This is a genomic window from Halosimplex litoreum (genome assembly GCF_016065055.1).
Taxonomy (GTDB): domain Archaea; phylum Halobacteriota; class Halobacteria; order Halobacteriales; family Haloarculaceae; genus Halosimplex; species Halosimplex litoreum.
This window is the reverse complement of record NZ_CP065856.1, coordinates 2,244,588-2,258,702: the sequence shown is the minus strand read 5'-3', so window position 1 is coordinate 2,258,702 and position 14,115 is coordinate 2,244,588. Positions and strand designations below refer to the sequence as shown.

At 69.4% G+C, this 14,115-nt stretch carries 18 protein-coding genes; 12 read left to right on the top strand and 6 right to left on the bottom strand.

Going from position 1 to position 14,115, the window contains the following annotated elements; genetic code table 11:
* Positions 1 to 20: 20 nt before the first annotated feature.
* The 3 genes from I7X12_RS11225 to I7X12_RS11215 all read right to left on the bottom strand — a co-directional run bounded on the left by I7X12_RS11225 (position 21) and on the right by I7X12_RS11215 (position 2,213).
* Positions 21 to 542, bottom strand: a complete 522-nt coding sequence (locus tag I7X12_RS11225) for a DUF5817 domain-containing protein (protein WP_198060174.1) — start codon at positions 540 to 542, stop codon at positions 21 to 23.
* Positions 543 to 729: 187 nt separating this feature from the next.
* The gene (heR, locus tag I7X12_RS11220) at positions 730 to 1,503 is read right to left on the bottom strand and encodes a heliorhodopsin HeR (RefSeq protein ID WP_198060173.1); all 774 of its coding nucleotides are present in this window, start codon (positions 1,501 to 1,503) and stop codon (positions 730 to 732) included.
* 74 nt (positions 1,504 to 1,577) lie between these two features.
* Positions 1,578 to 2,213, bottom strand: coding sequence for a metal-dependent hydrolase (locus I7X12_RS11215; RefSeq protein WP_198060172.1), 636 nt, complete (start codon positions 2,211 to 2,213; stop codon positions 1,578 to 1,580).
* A 99-nt stretch (positions 2,214 to 2,312) separates the two neighbouring features.
* Here I7X12_RS11215 and I7X12_RS11210 point away from each other — a divergent pair, with 99 nt between their 5' ends.
* The 9 genes from I7X12_RS11210 to I7X12_RS11170 all read left to right on the top strand — a co-directional run bounded on the left by I7X12_RS11210 (position 2,313) and on the right by I7X12_RS11170 (position 8,854).
* The gene (locus I7X12_RS11210) at positions 2,313 to 2,840 is read left to right on the top strand and encodes a DUF5810 domain-containing protein (protein ID WP_198060171.1); all 528 of its coding nucleotides are present in this window, start codon (positions 2,313 to 2,315) and stop codon (positions 2,838 to 2,840) included.
* 24 nt (positions 2,841 to 2,864) lie between these two features.
* Positions 2,865 to 3,344: a DUF5809 family protein gene (locus I7X12_RS11205; RefSeq protein WP_198060170.1), complete on the top strand. Its 480-nt coding sequence runs from the start codon at positions 2,865 to 2,867 to the stop codon at positions 3,342 to 3,344.
* A gap of 63 nt (positions 3,345 to 3,407) precedes the next feature.
* Positions 3,408 to 3,824 carry a hypothetical protein gene (locus I7X12_RS11200; RefSeq protein WP_198060169.1) on the top strand — a complete coding sequence of 139 codons (417 nt, stop codon included), beginning with the start codon at positions 3,408 to 3,410 and terminating at the stop codon, positions 3,822 to 3,824.
* Positions 3,821 to 4,438: an NUDIX hydrolase gene (locus tag I7X12_RS11195; protein ID WP_198060168.1), complete on the top strand. Its 618-nt coding sequence runs from the start codon at positions 3,821 to 3,823 to the stop codon at positions 4,436 to 4,438. The genes I7X12_RS11200 and I7X12_RS11195 overlap by 4 nt, the downstream gene beginning before the upstream one ends.
* Positions 4,435 to 5,001 carry an NUDIX hydrolase gene (locus I7X12_RS11190; protein WP_198060167.1) on the top strand — a complete coding sequence of 189 codons (567 nt, stop codon included), beginning with the start codon at positions 4,435 to 4,437 and terminating at the stop codon, positions 4,999 to 5,001. The genes I7X12_RS11195 and I7X12_RS11190 overlap by 4 nt, the downstream gene beginning before the upstream one ends.
* Positions 4,998 to 5,603 carry an NUDIX hydrolase gene (locus I7X12_RS11185; protein ID WP_198060166.1) on the top strand — a complete coding sequence of 202 codons (606 nt, stop codon included), beginning with the start codon at positions 4,998 to 5,000 and terminating at the stop codon, positions 5,601 to 5,603. Before I7X12_RS11190 ends, I7X12_RS11185 begins: the two co-directional genes overlap by 4 nt.
* Positions 5,604 to 5,673: 70 nt before the next feature.
* A complete protein-coding gene (locus I7X12_RS11180; RefSeq protein ID WP_198060165.1) occupies positions 5,674 to 6,045 on the top strand; it encodes a rhodanese-like domain-containing protein in 372 nt (123 codons plus the stop codon).
* 317 nt (positions 6,046 to 6,362) lie between these two features.
* Entirely contained in the window at positions 6,363 to 7,628 is a 1,266-nt protein-coding gene (locus I7X12_RS11175; RefSeq protein WP_232342803.1) for a Fic family protein, read from the top strand.
* 479 nt (positions 7,629 to 8,107) lie between these two features.
* Positions 8,108 to 8,854: an MBL fold metallo-hydrolase gene (locus I7X12_RS11170; protein WP_198060164.1), complete on the top strand. Its 747-nt coding sequence runs from the start codon at positions 8,108 to 8,110 to the stop codon at positions 8,852 to 8,854.
* A 12-nt stretch (positions 8,855 to 8,866) separates the two neighbouring features.
* Here I7X12_RS11170 and I7X12_RS11165 read toward each other — a convergent pair whose 3' ends face one another.
* Positions 8,867 to 9,181, bottom strand: coding sequence for a hypothetical protein (locus I7X12_RS11165; protein ID WP_198060163.1), 315 nt, complete (start codon positions 9,179 to 9,181; stop codon positions 8,867 to 8,869).
* 80 nt (positions 9,182 to 9,261) lie between these two features.
* Positions 9,262 to 10,692: an NUDIX domain-containing protein gene (locus I7X12_RS11160; protein WP_198060162.1), complete on the bottom strand. Its 1,431-nt coding sequence runs from the start codon at positions 10,690 to 10,692 to the stop codon at positions 9,262 to 9,264.
* A gap of 126 nt (positions 10,693 to 10,818) precedes the next feature.
* On the opposite strand from I7X12_RS11160, the gene I7X12_RS11155 reads away from it, so the two are divergent.
* A complete protein-coding gene (locus I7X12_RS11155; RefSeq protein WP_198060161.1) occupies positions 10,819 to 11,307 on the top strand; it encodes a metallophosphoesterase family protein in 489 nt (162 codons plus the stop codon).
* A gap of 31 nt (positions 11,308 to 11,338) precedes the next feature.
* Here the strand turns inward: I7X12_RS11155 and I7X12_RS11150 are convergent, their stop codons facing one another.
* Positions 11,339 to 12,193, bottom strand: coding sequence for an inositol monophosphatase family protein (locus I7X12_RS11150; RefSeq protein WP_198060160.1), 855 nt, complete (start codon positions 12,191 to 12,193; stop codon positions 11,339 to 11,341).
* A gap of 153 nt (positions 12,194 to 12,346) precedes the next feature.
* On the opposite strand from I7X12_RS11150, the gene I7X12_RS11145 reads away from it, so the two are divergent.
* Together I7X12_RS11145 and I7X12_RS11140 are read left to right on the top strand one after the other, a co-directional pair.
* Positions 12,347 to 13,147, top strand: coding sequence for a coenzyme F420-0:L-glutamate ligase (locus I7X12_RS11145; RefSeq protein ID WP_198060159.1), 801 nt, complete (start codon positions 12,347 to 12,349; stop codon positions 13,145 to 13,147).
* Complete coding sequence (locus I7X12_RS11140) at positions 13,144 to 14,106, top strand: 5,10-methylenetetrahydromethanopterin reductase (protein ID WP_198060158.1); 963 nt, start codon at positions 13,144 to 13,146, stop codon at positions 14,104 to 14,106. The genes I7X12_RS11145 and I7X12_RS11140 overlap by 4 nt, the downstream gene beginning before the upstream one ends.
* Positions 14,107 to 14,115 lie beyond the last annotated feature (9 nt).

Below are 14,115 nucleotides of genomic sequence, written 5' to 3'. Positions count from 1 at the left end.
CCGACAGGTCCGCGACCGGCCTACAGCAGCCGATAGACGCCGCGGTTCTCGGTCGCCTCGCCCGCTCGAACGAGCTTTTGGAGCGTCTTGCGGGTGTACTCGGGGTCGACGCCCCGCTCGGCCGCGTGGCTGACGACCGCGTCCGCGGTCGCCTCGTCGCACTCGCGGACCGCTCGCCGGACGCGCTCTTTGCGACTCGTGGACCCGCTCGCCTCCATCGCCCGTTCGCCCGCCTCGGCGACCGCGTCGGCGTCCAGCCCCGACCCCTCCAGATACTCCTCGTCGGAGGGCCCCACGTCGTCGATCTGCCGTTCCATCTCGGTGAACGAATCGAGTTCGGCGAAGGCCTCGCCGTGGCCCTGCCGGTTGGCGAGCATCGACGCGCGCACCTCGCGGGCGTGGTCCTCCTGCTCGGTGGAGACGAACTTCTTGCGCTTGGCGTACTGGCGGGTCGTCCCGCAACGGGGACACTGGCTGGTCTCCGGCCGCCCCTCGACGACCCAGAGCATCGAACAGTCGCTACAGCCCACGACGGCGTACATCACTGGGTGATATCGCCTCCGCCGGTATCAACGTTCGGCACGCGCGGCGGAACTGAACCAGGGTCGGCGCGCGCCACACCGACACCCGAGGCTACTCGCCGACCGCCGCGACCGTCTCTCGGACCGCCGCGACGGACCCCTCGCGAGTGTCCTCGGCGCCCGTCTCGGTCTCCCAGAAGCGAGGCCGCTACACCGGAGAGTTCAGCGCGCCGAAGTAGACTTGCCAGGCCAGTAGCGACTTCGCCACGAGGCTCAACACGACGTACGCCCGCTCACCGTACAGGTAGTCCCGCCACTTCCAGATCCCGCGGTACTGCAACAGCATGTTGATCGCGAAGAGGTTGAACAGGACGAACAGCGAGACGTAGATGACGACCACGAAGTCCGGTGGGCTCCCGCCACTGTCGAACGTGCCGACGATCGAGACGGCGATGACGATCCAGGGGACGACGCCGGCGATCGAACCGACGACGAACGAGCTCCAGTCGGTCTCCTCGGTCAGACGGTTGTGGCGCTCCATCACCAGTCCGCAGAGATTCATCACTGCGACGAGTCCGAACAGCGCGATCAGCGTTCCCAGGTCCCAGACGCCCGCGAGCATGGCGATCAGGACGATCATCACCGACGCGCTGATCGCGTACTCGTACCACCGGTAGGGGTTCATCCCTCGTCCGAGATAGGCGACGTAGCGGTCGTAGAGAACCGTCGCGATCAGTGCGTGAGCGATCGCCGAGATGAACAGGAACGCGACCGCCAGATAGGCCAACTCGATCGTCCCGATCGACTCCATGACGGGTGCGAGTCGCTGGCTGTCGGTATCGAACGCGAGATACGTCGCGGTGATCGTCCACTCCCGCGAAGAGCTCAAGTAGAGCATCAACGCGCCCTGGACGAAGTGCAGGACGCCCATCACCGCGTTGAATCGCCGGAGGTTCCAGCCGTCGGGAGTCGTCTCGCTCATGGGAGCGATCTTCACAGGCCTCCGCTATCGTCTTTTGGCAATACGTAGCACCACCAGGCTGGCGATCGGCTGACTCACTCGGCGCCGGTGACACCGCGCCAGGCACGGGCGGGCAGCGCGAGGACGGTCGCGAGACCGGGATAGCCGTCGGCGCGCCAGACGACGGCGGCGACGGCGACGAGCAGGAACTCGAAGTACAGCTCCGGCGAGGCCTCGACCAGCGCGAAGTGCGCGGCGAAGCTCTGCTCGACCTCGTACTCCAGCGGCGGCACCGCGGGCCACAGCACGAACCCGGCCTCGCGGAGCTCCAGTGCGACCAGCGAGTAGAACGCGTCGCCGAACGTGTGGACGAGCGCGCCGATCCCGAACGCGACCGCCAGCGGCTCCTCGCCCTCGCTCGCGGGTCGTCCTCCTCCCCGCTCGCTGTTCCGAGGCGCTCCCGCCGGTCGCGCCTCGCCCTCCTCGCGGACCCGGGCGACCGAGTACAACAGCGCGACCAGCGGCACCAACACGAGCAGCGAGTGGGCGAGCGACCGCCCGGAGGGCAGGACCGACAGCGTCCACGCGAGCGGCTTGTCGACCAGGTCGGGGAACTGCGAGGCGAAGACGACGACCAGCGCGGTCGCGGCGGTCGGGCGGTGACCCCGCCGGAGTCGCGAGTAACAGCTGTAGACGAGGTACGCCATCGCCAGGTGTCCCCAGGGCCACATCACCCGACAGGACGAGCGTCCGGTCCTTACGTGTGTCGGCTCCCCCGACGCGCGCCCGGTCCTGAAAGGCATATGCGCCTCGCGGTCGTCGGGTCGGGTATGGGCTACGCGTGTCCCGTCTGCGGCGACCCTCAGACCGACGCCGAGCACCTCGCCAACCACCTCGCGTTCACGGCCATGCTCCGCGGGGGCGACCACGAGGCGTGGCTCGACGACCGCATCGACGGCTGGGCGGCGATGGACCCGCCGGAACTCGCCGAACACGTCGTCGACCACGCCGAGGAGGCGGAGTTCCCGCAGGTCTTCGAGGACACGACCGGCGGCCACGACCACGGTGGCGGTCACCAGCACGACCACGGGAGCGGCCACCAGCACGGCGACGGCCACGGCCACCAATACGGCGGCGGTCGAGCCTCCGGTACCCCCGACGCCGTCGAGAGCGCGGCGCCGGGCGGCGTCGCCGACCTCGACGACTTCGAGGGCGAGACCGACGACGTGCTCGCCGAGGCGAAGGAGCTGACGCGCAGGCGTCGGGAGAACGCCGGCGGCGACGGTGGCACCGACGACGGAGACGCCGAAGACGCGACCGAGACCGGGGCCGACGGCGACGAAACCGGGAATTCCTAAGGCACGGCGGCCGAACCGTGTCGTATGGACACCGAGGGGACGATCGCGCCGGCGACCGCCGCCGCGGCCCGCGAGCGCTACGAAGCGCTCGGGTCGACGGCGCAGGTCGTCGTCAAGGAGACCGCGAAAGCCATGGAGATGGACGCCGAGGAGTACCGCGACCGCGTGACGAGCGATGTCGTCGAGACCGCCCGCGACGCACTGTTCGCCTCCATGCTGGAGGTCCGCGTCGGCTCGCGCGAGACATTCGACGACTGGGTCGCCGAGAACGACGACTACGAAGTCCGCGAGGTCGGTAGCGAGAACGTCGACAGCGTCGTCTGGCACGCCGCGCCGGCCGCCGAGACGGTCGTCGCCGCCACGTTTCACCAGGAACGGGAGGCCGCCGTCGGCACACTCCGCCGGCAGGCGTTCGGTCGAATCTATCGCGAGATGGTCGTCGACGGCGACGGGGCCGGATCCGACGAGTCCGGTGGTGCCACGGACGAAGCGGGCGACGAGTAGCGCGTTCGCCCGTCGCGGTCGCGTATCCGTGTCGTTTTCACGCGCTCTGCCGTAGCGATGGGTATGCGCCGGGTCACTCGCAACGCCGTGCTGTTGATCCTCGGAGTGATGGTCGCGCTGCTCGCGCTCGGTGCCCTGCCGTCGCTGCTCGCGAGCGGCGACCCCTACTACGTCACCGCCGAGCCCGTCGACGCGGCGAACGCGTCGGCGAACGGAACGGCATCGATCAACGAAAGCGCCGCAGTCAACGGGTCGGCGCTCTCGGAGCGACAGTACCCCTACACCACGCAGGCGCTCCGCAACGGCACCTCCGACCCCTACCGGGAGGGGCCGTGGGGGTTCAAGGAGTCGTTCACCCACTCGCCGTTCGACGAGCGGTCGGCGCTGTCGGCGCGCAACGCGACCGCCGTCTCCGAGTCGGGCGTCCTCGTCTCGTACAACGGCACGCTTTACCGGGTCGCGGTCTCACAGCGACCATGAACGACCCCGAGGACGCAGATCACGGTGCGGGCCACGAAGACGGGGAGACGGTTGCCCCCGCCGCCGGTGAACCGGTCCGCGAACCCGACCACGACTGGCCGGTCACCGACCGCGCGACCGAGTACGAGACCGGCTGGTACACCGGCGGCTACGACCGCGTCGAGCAGCCCGACGGCAGCGAGAAGTCCTACTACTGGGCCGAACTCCCCGACGCCGTCGTCGTCGTCGCGCGGTCCGGCGACGAGCTCGTCCTCGTCGACCAGTACCGCCCCGTCATCGGCGAGCAGTGTCTCGAACTCCCCGCCGGCATCGTCGAGGACGGCGAGTCGTTCACGACCGCCGGCGCCCGCGAACTGCGCGAGGAGACCGGCTTCGACCCCGCCGGGATCTCCCTGATCGAGGACTTCTGGTGTTCGACCGGAGTGTTGCGCCACCGCCGGGGGATCGTCTTCGCCGAGGGACTCGAACCGGTCGAACGCAAGCTCGACGGCAACGAGTTCCTCTCGGTGACGACGGTCCCCATCGACGACGCGCTCGACGTGGCCCGGCGCGAACCCGCCAACGACGCCACCATCGAGGGGATCCTGCTCGCCAAGGAAGACGGACTGCTGTGAGTCCGCCGGACCCGCCCTGGGCGGACGACGACCCCGAGTGGCCGGTCCGCGAAGCGGTCGTCGCCTGGGAGACGCCGTTTTGCGAGGCGGGCTACGACGTGGTCAGGCGACCGGACGGAACTGAGGGCGAGTACTACTGGCTCGCCTCCGCCGACGCGGCGGCCGTCCTCGCGCTCACCGACGACGACGAGCTCGTTATGGTCGAGCAGTACCGACCGCGCTACCGCCAGCGATCGCTCGGCCTTCCGGGCGGGTTCGTCGAAGACGGCGAGGACCCGGCGGCGGCGGCCGCGCGCGAACTGCGCGAGGAGACCGGATTCGTCGCCGACGATCTGTCGCACCTCGAAACGCACACGCTGTCGCCGTGGACGCGGTACGTCCGCCACGTGTACGTCGCCACCGACCTCGACCGCGGCGAGCGCGACCTCGACGACGGCGAGTACATCGACGTGCAGACGGTCCCCGCCGACGAAGCTATCGACCGACTCCGCGACCGCGAGGGTCCGTCGAAGGGGATCACGCTCACCGGATTGTTGCTCGCTCGCGAGGAGGGGTATCTGTGACCGACGACGGCGAACCCGCCGAACCGACGCCAGCGAGCGCAGCCGACCTCGCCGACCCGCCCGCCGACGCCGGCGCCGACTGGGCGCTCCTCGACACCGAGGTCGTCTGGGAGAACCCCTACTTCAGCGCCGGCTACGACGAGTACCGCCAGCCCGACGGCGCGGTGAGCCGCTACTACTGGATCGACCCCGGCGACTTCGTGGCCGTCGTCGCCGAGACGGCCGGCGGCGATCTCCTCCTGCTCGAACAGTACGACGCCCGGCTCGATCGGTCGCTGCTCACGGTCCCCGGCGGCGCGGTCGACGACGGCGAGTCGTTCGTCGACGCGGGCGTCCGCGAGTTACGCGAGGAGACCGGCTTCCGGGCCGGTGAGGCCGAACTGCTGGAGGTGTTCGAACCCACGGCGTGGACCCGGATGCGGCAGGCCGTCGTCTACGCGACCGACCTGGTACCCGGGGCCGTCGACCGCGAGGGCGGCGAGGACATCGAGGTGTTCGCCGTCCCCGCCGAGGAGGCCGTGGCCGCCGTTCGGTCCCGCGACGTTCCGTTCGCCGCCCCACTCACCTCTCTGCTGGTCGCCCGCGACGAGGGGCTGCTGTAGGTCGTACCGGGGGGTTCGCTCGCCGAACTCCGACGAACATATGCCGTCCGGCCACCGATCGCCGCCAACGATGGACGGCGAGATCTCCGGCGAGGAACTGCAGGAGCTACTGGACACGAACGGCGACGGCGATCCCGCCGACGACCTCCGGATCGTCGACATCCGGAACCCGGGCTCGTTCCAGCGCGGGCACATCCCCGGCAGCGAGAACATCCCGGCGAACCAACTCACCGACCGCGTCGAGGAACTCGACGGCGCCGACCGCGTCGTGACGGTCTGCCCGATGGGTAAATCCAGCGTCCAGGCCGCCCGCCTGGTCGGCTCCTACGAGGGCGTCGACGGTCCCGTCGAGAGCCTCCACGGCGGACTCAACGACTGGGACGGGCCGCTCGACGCCGCCGAGACGACCGACAGCGACGAAGGGCCTGCGTCGCCGTTCTGACGGGCGCGGTCGCTGTTTTCGGTTGCTCGTCGATCCGCTACAGCGCCGCCGCTCGCGGGCGTGAGACGGTGGCTCGGTGAAAGTCCTCGTCACAAGGGGCTCAGTGGGGGTAACTGCTCGTCATCGCCACCGTACGTGGATACTCCGGCGTCGCTGAAAAGGATATTCAATCTATATCCGGACGGAATTCGATAGTGGCTACGGAGATCGTCTCCAATACTGAGGTTGCGCGAAAAATTGAAATGCACTACGCCAATGGAGAATTGATTTTAGAATTGCGGAGGAATTTTTAATGAAGCGCCGTCCAACGGTAGACAATGAAAGACGGATACGATCTCCCGTCGAGTGCACCCGGTCAATACATGCCGCTGCGGACCAGCGAACGGCTCCCGAAGGCGTACTTCCCGGACAGGTTGCCGCCAGCAGTAGAACTCTCTGACGATATTGTAAACGAGGTCTCGAGAGCGATGTGGGCCCTCGGGCGGCTCGAAGGGCTCGGGAGCGAGATCGACAATCCCGGCGCGGTGTTCAGTTCGTTCGTCTACAAAGAAGCCGAACAGTCCTCTCGGGTCGAGGGGACGGCCGTCACGGTCTCGGACATCTATCGCTACGATGTCGACGAACTCGAGATACGAGAGCCGATCGAGACCGGTCACGAGGCCGATGTCAGAGAGGCCCGGAATTACATCGGGGCGCTCGACGACGCGATCTCGTTTCTCCGGACCGCCGGTATCGAACGGGAGAGCATCACGACGGAACTCGTCAAGTCGCTCCACGAGCAGCTCCTCGTGGAGGGTCGATCGAAAGATGACGACCCGCTTCCGGGGGAGTACCGGCCGGGGTACGCCGTGATCGAGGAGGAGAGTCCGCAGGGGTTGGGGAAGCGAATCCGGTTCGTCCCACCGAAACCCGATGGGGTCGAGCGACTGATGGACGACCTCGAACGGTTCGTCCAGCAGGGCTCCGACTGGCCGGACCTAGTCGACATCGCGGTCGCACACTACCAGTTCGAGACGATACACCCGTTCAAAGACGGCAACGGACGGGTCGGCCGACTGCTCGTCGTCCTCATGCTCGTCGCCAGCGGCTTGCTCCACTACCCGATGCTCTACCTGAGTTCCTACATCGAACGCTACCGGACCGAGTACGCCGATCGGTTGCTCGCCGTGAGCGAGGAAGGCGCGTGGGACGAGTGGCTTCAGTTCTTCTTACGGGGTATCCGCGAGCAGGCCGAGGAGGCGTTCGTCCGTGCGAGGCTGCTCGTCGAGAGGCGAACGGAGTACGAGCGACGATACGCCGACGCGGCCAAGTCCGTTCGCCGACTGTCGCTGGCACTGTTCGAAGACCCGTACTTCACGGTCCGGGAAGCCAGCGAGCGGATCGGCGTCGTCTACCAGACCGCGAACAACGCCGTCGACGAACTCGAAGCGGACGGCGCCGTCGAGGAGATAACGGGCAACGAACAGAACCGGGTTTTCAGAGCGGCAGAGATCATGGACATCGTCGAACGACCCGCGAACACGCTCCCGAACCCGGACGAACTCGTGGACATCCAGCAGGCGTGGAAGCTCCCCGAGCGATAGCTACCCGACCGGCGCGACGATGGAGCCACTGACATCCTCCCACGAGTGAAGTCGTGGGGTTCCACGGTCACAGACCGTGCCCACGAGGGGGAGGTTCCCCACTCGGGTCGTTCGGTGGGGTTGTGGGCCGTGCCAGTGCGGCCCCCGACTCGGATAGCGGGCTTCATTTACCACCCCGCTGGCGTGCATATCCTTACCCGAGGCTCGGTAGCACAGTCTACGATATGAATCGTGGTAGTTATTTCGGCTGTTGTCGGATTCATCCCACGGCTGAATCCGTGGGCTTTCTCCTTGAACCGCTGTAACAGAGACCGAGCCTCAGTGGCGTGACCGCTCGTCATCGCCACCACCGAGGGGTTCGCCGTCGCCTCTCAAAAGTTCACGTAGTCGGCACGTATCCAGTGCACTACATCGTATACACACACACGCTCGGCGGAAAGGCACCCGACTTATGTGCGCCGAGACGCGTAGGGCGAGCAATGACCGTGCGCCACGACGGGATCACCGTCGAGTGGCTGGGCTACGCCACGTTGCGGTTCGCCGGCGAGGACACCGTCGTCTACACCGATCCCGGGCGATACGGCGTCCTCACGGGCGAGTGGGAACCCGACACCGAAGGGATCGGCCACCCGCCGGCGCGGAACTACCGCCCGGAAGACGCCGACGTGGTGTGTCTCACGCACGTCCACCACTACGACCCCGAGGGCGTCGAACGCGTCGCGAACGAGGACACGACGGTCGTCGCCTTCGAAGGTATCGAAGCGGGAGTCGAAGATCGCCAACTCCCGCCGCTGGATTCACTGTCCTGCGAGGTCGTGACGGTCGGTGACAAAGAGGTGGTGAACGTCGACGACGTCCAGCTCTGGACGGTGCCGGCGTACAACGAGGAGGACGGGCCACACACCCGCCCCGACGGCACGCCGTTCCACCCCGAAGGCTTCGGCTGTGGCTTCCTCGTCGACGTCGAGGGCAAGCGAGTGCTCTACCCCGGCGACACGGACGCGCTCGGCCCCCACCAGAACGTCGAGGTGTCGGTGTTCTGCCCGCCCATCGGTCCGCGGTTCACGATGGACCGCCACGAGGCCGCCGTCCTCGCCGCTCGCATGCAGCCCGAGCTCGTCGTCCCCGTCCACTACAACACCTTCTCCACCCTCGAAACCGACTCCCGGGAGTTCGCCGCCGACGTGGCCGAGGCCGGCGTCCCCGTCGCCCTCGACGAGCGCTGAGCGGCGAGCCGGTCAGTCGTCGTCTCCGGTCGCTGCCTCGTCCTCGTCGCCCTCGATCGTGGGCGCGAACTCGAACTCGGTCGTCTCGCCGACGCGGTCGCCGCCTTCGACTGCTCCGACGGAAAGCGTCACGTCCACGGTGGCGCCGCAGCCGCGGCTCACGAAGCCCTCCCACTCGTCTCCGGTCGCGACCGGTCCCGCCTCGGTGCGGCGGAGGTAGGTGCCGTATCGCGAGGTTTCCAGTTCCTCGGTGATCCGGTCGGTGACCGGGGCGTACCGGACGACGACGCACTCTGCGACTCCGTCGGCGGTGGCGTCGGCTGTCACTGGTCGATCGGACGCGAGCCGCGGTGAAAACCGTTGTGCGGTGTGGCGCGAGGCATGCGGAGCGGCGAGCACGGGTGCTCCTACTCGTCCCACGCGGCCAGCGCGCGGTGTTCCTCTGCGACCTCGCGGGTCCCGACCGGGTCCAGCGCGCCGCGCTCGGTGACGACCGCGTCGATCAGGTCGGGAGGCGTCACGTCGAAGGTCGGATTCGCGACGGCGACGGACGCGTCGCCGTCGTACAGTTCAACTGGGTCGCGCTCCTCGCGGTCGACGCCGTCGGCCTCTGCGGGGTCGGCGCCGTCGACGTGCGCTTCGGCCGCCGCGATCTTGTCGCTCGCGGCGACGACGTAGCAGTCGATCCCCTCGGCCGCGGCGACGGCGGCAGCCGCTCGCGTCCCGACCTTGTTGAGGACCCGACCGTCCGGAAGCACCGTGTCGGCGCCGACGACGACCGCCCCGACATCCGTCGCCGCCAGCCGGTCGGCCAGCGCCGCGTCGGTCGTGAGCGTCACCGTCGCGTCCGTCCGCTCGGCGAGCCGCTCGGCGGTCCCGACACCCTCCCGGCCGGGCCGCGACTCGGCGACCAGTACCGCCTCCGGGTCCGCCCGCTCGACCGCCGTCGCGACCGTCCCCGACCGCGACAGCGTGGCGATTCGGTCCGGGACCCGATCGGCCGCGAAAGCGGCTGCATCGGCGTCTGCGGCCTTCGATAGTTCGGTACCTTCGAAGGCAGCCGCTTCGAGGGCCGCCGGTGTGGCCGCCTCGGCGGCGGCGTCCATCGCTCGGTTGACTCGGTTGGCGACGACGGCCATCGACGGGCGGGCGTCGAGCAGGTCGCGAGCGAGTGTCGTGAGCTGCGACCACGAGTCGACGTGGTCGGCTCGCTCGGCCGCCAGCGCCGCCTCGTCGCGGAGCACCTCGAGCGCTCGCAGCGAGAGCCAGGCCGACCCGTGGTCGGCGTCGGCGGCGACGGTTTCGATCGTCGGCCGCACGCGGTCGTAGGAGCGCCACAGATCGGGGACCGTCTTCCGGCGCAGGATCGCCGTCGGCGCCACCCACTCGAACTGGTCGGTCTCCTCGTTCGGGTCGACCGATCGAGTCGCGGAGTCGAAGAGGGACGGGTGGACGACCCAGCGCTTGCCGAGGTCGTCGTCGACGACTGCGAAGGGGTCTCCCCGCCGAACCAGCGCGGTGTCGGCGTCGGGGTCGAGCCCCGTCTCCTCCCGTATCTCTTCGTACGCTGCGGCGTCCGGATCGCCCTCGCTCGCGAGTCGCTCCGCGTCGCTCACTCCCCGCTCGCGTATCCGAGACGCTCCCCGTGGTCGCGCCTCGCACTCTGCGTGGCCCGCGACGGCGCCCCAGTGCCCGCTGTAGGAGCCGACCGCGTCGCTCCGGCGGAGGAGGAGGATCGCCCCTTCGTTGCGGAGGAACACCGTCACGACGTGGATCTCGTCGAGACCGTCCTGGCCTGCGGCGTCGGCGTCCGTCCCCGGATCGCTGTCACCGGTCATCGCTGAGAGGTACGTCCGCCGGCCGTATCAGCCACGGGGTCGACCGAACGCGGAGGCGGCGTCGAGCCGGAACGAGACGGCGCTCCGAAGGGAACCGACTTTGGCGTCCCGACCGTATCCGTTTCCATGGAACTCGCCGTTATCAGCGATACGCACATCCCCTCGCGGGCCCGGCGGATCCCCGAGGCGTTCCGCGAGCGGATCCGCGCGGCCGACCACGTGATCCACGCCGGCGACTTCGACTCGGAGGGGACGCTGGCCGACGTACAGGATCTGGCTCCCGAACTGACCGCGGTGGCCGGCAACACGGATCCGTCGATCGGTCTCCCCGAGCGAGTCACCGTCGAGTTCGGCGGCGTCACGTTCGTCGTCCTCCACGGTACCGGCTCCAAGCGCGGTTGGGCGGACCGGGTCGCGACGGCCGTCCGCGAGGAGGCCGACGAGCCACGCCTCGGCGTCGCCGGCCACACTCATCGGGTGTTCGACAGTGAGGTCCACGGTGTGCGCGTGCTGAATCCCGGGAGCGCGACCGGCGCTGCCCCCGCCGACCGGGCGACGATGCTGACCGTCGAGGCGGCCGACGGCGAGCTCGACGTGACCGTCCACGAAGGCTGAGCGAGGAGGCCGTTCGGAGCGGAGGAGGACCTCAGAGCGCGTCGGTCGCGGCATCGAACAGCGCGTCTCTGATCTCGCGATCGGCACCGAAGACGGTCAGCGGCCCCTCGGCGCGGGCGACGGCGCCGGCCTCCAGCGCGAGCAGCGACCCGGCGACCTGCTCGCGCTCGGCCGGGTAGTAACAGACGAACCCCTCCAGCTTCCCGCGGGCGAGCAGTCCCCAGTAGACGACGGGAGCCCACGTCTCGACGACACGCTTGGGGACCTCGGCGACGGCGTCGACGACCGCGTCCCACTCGCGACGCTCGGCGCCGCCCGAGACCACTTCGGGGCCGACGATCGTCGCGACCGTCGCCTTCGCCGGCGGGAGCGTCGCTCCGTCGGTCACTTCGACCGGGTCGCCGTCGTGTCGGACGCCGTTGCCGCGCTCGGCCACGTAGGTGTCGCCGAGCATCGGGACGTGGACCGCAGTGGCGACCGGTTCGTTCTCCGGACCGCCCGGGCCGGACCGCTCACAGGCCGTCGCGGCGACGCCGAAAGTCGGGATGCCGGCGGCGAAGTTGTTCGTGCCGTCGAGCGCGTCGACCACCCAGCGGTAGTCGCCGTCGCCGTCGTGGTCGCCCGATTCCTCGGCGGAGACACGGTGGTCGGGATGGGCGTCTGCGATGGCGTCGAGGACACGCCGCTCGGCCTCGCGGTCGGCCTCGGCTTTCACGTCCGTGGCGGTGTAGTCGGCGGGCGTCGCGCCGTCCGCGAACGCCTCGCGGAGGTAGTCGCCGCCGGCCTCGACCGCCCGGACGGCGGTGTCGGCGAGCGCGTCGGCGCCGATAGCGGCGACGTCGGCATCGGTCGCGCCGGTGTCGGCGCCTGCAGAGTCGTCGGGCATAGATTGGTCTGTGCAGCGGCGGGCTACCAGGGTTTCGGATCGGCGTCCGTCGACGTCGGCGTCGGCCGCGCCGTCACGCCGGCGTGCGTCGCCGACCCGGGCGACACCTGCTCATAGCGGGGCGCTTTTGACCGGTCACCACTCAATCCGACTATGGAACTGTTCGCGGTCGAGGGCCTGCCGGAGGTCCGCCCCGGCGACGACGTGGGCGAGCTCGTCGCCGAGCGCGTCGACCTCGAGGAGGGCGACGTGGTCTGTGTCTCCCACTCTATCGTCTCGAAGGCCGAAGGTCGCGGGGTCGACCTGTCCGAGTTCGACCCCGGCCCGCGGGCGCGAGCCATCGCCGAGCGCATCGGCGAACTCGCCGGCGAGGAGAAAGACCCCCGCTTCGCACAGGCCGTCCTCGACGAAAGCGAGGAGCTACTCACCGAGGAGCCGCTCATGCTCGCCGTGACCCGGTTCGGCCACATCACGGTCAACGCGGGCATCGACCGCTCGAACGTCCCCGACTCGGAACTCCTCCTGCTCCCCGAGGAGCCCTCCGCCAGCGCCGAACGGATCTCGGAGACGCTGGACGCGCCGGTCGTCGTCACCGACACCTCCGGGCGCCCGTTCCGCCAGGGCCAGCGCGGCGTCGCTCTCGGCTGGGCGGGCGTGCCCGCCGCCCGCGACTGGCGCGGCGAGTCGGACCGCGACGGCCGCGAACTCGGCGTCACCGTCGAGGCCGTCGTCGACGAACTCGCCGCCGCCGCGAACCTCCTCACCGGCGAGGGCGACGACGGCCTCCCCGTCGTGGTCGTCCGGGACTTCGAGTTCGGCGACCACGAGCCCCACGACGGCCTCTTTCGCTCTTCGGGAGGCGACTACGTCCGCGACGCGCTGCGGGAGTGGGAGTACGACAAGCAGCGGCTGCGAGACAGCGACGAAGACGAGTCCGACGGAGACCACCAATGAGAGCAATCGAACTCACGCCGGAGCAGCCGGTCTCGACGATGGCACAGCTGGGCGCGACCGCGGAGTCGGTCGGTTTCGACGCCGCGTTCGTCAGCCACCACTACAACAACCGCGACCAGTTTTCCGCGCTCACGGCGATCGCCGGCGAAACCGACGAGATCGACGTCGGGCCGGGCGTCGCGAACCCCTACGAGACCCACCCCGTCACGCTGGCCTCCCGGATGGCCACCCTCGACGAGTACAGCGGCGGTCGCGGCGTCTTCGGTGTCGGCCCCGGCGACGCCTCGACGCTCGCGAACCTCGGTATCGACCCCGACAGCCCCCTCCGCAGAGTGCTGGAGACGTTCAAAGTCGCCCAGCGCCTCTGGGACGGCGAGCGCGTCGACCACGACGGCACCTTCGAAGCCGACGGCGCCGGCCTCAACTACGACGCCGGCTCCATCCCGGTCTACGTCGGCGCCCAGGGCCCCCACATGACCCGCATGGCCGCCAAACACGCCGACGGCGTCCTCTACAACGGCGCCCACCCCCGCGACTACGCGTGGGCCAGCGACCGCGTCGCCGAAGGGCTCGGCGAGCGACCCGACGAGCGCGGCGACTTCGACTTCGGTGCCTACGCGTCGGTCAGCGTGGCCGACGACGGCGACGCGGCCCGCGAGGAAGCCCGATTTCCGGTCGCGTTCGTCGCCGGCGGCGCGCCGCCGCCGGTGCTCGAGCGCCACGACATCGACCGCGAAGCCGCGGAAGCGGTGGGGTCGGCGGTGTCGGCCGGGGAGTTCCGCGAAGCCGCCGGCCAGGTGACCGACGCGATGCTCGACGCGTTCTGTATCGCGGGCTCACCGGAGGAAGTCGAATCGGAGATCGACGCGGTGCTGGAGTACGCCGACAGCTTCGTCGCCGCGTCGCCGCTCGGCCCCGACGTGGAGCGAGCCATCGAGCTGCTCGGCGAGATGGGGTGACGGGGAGAC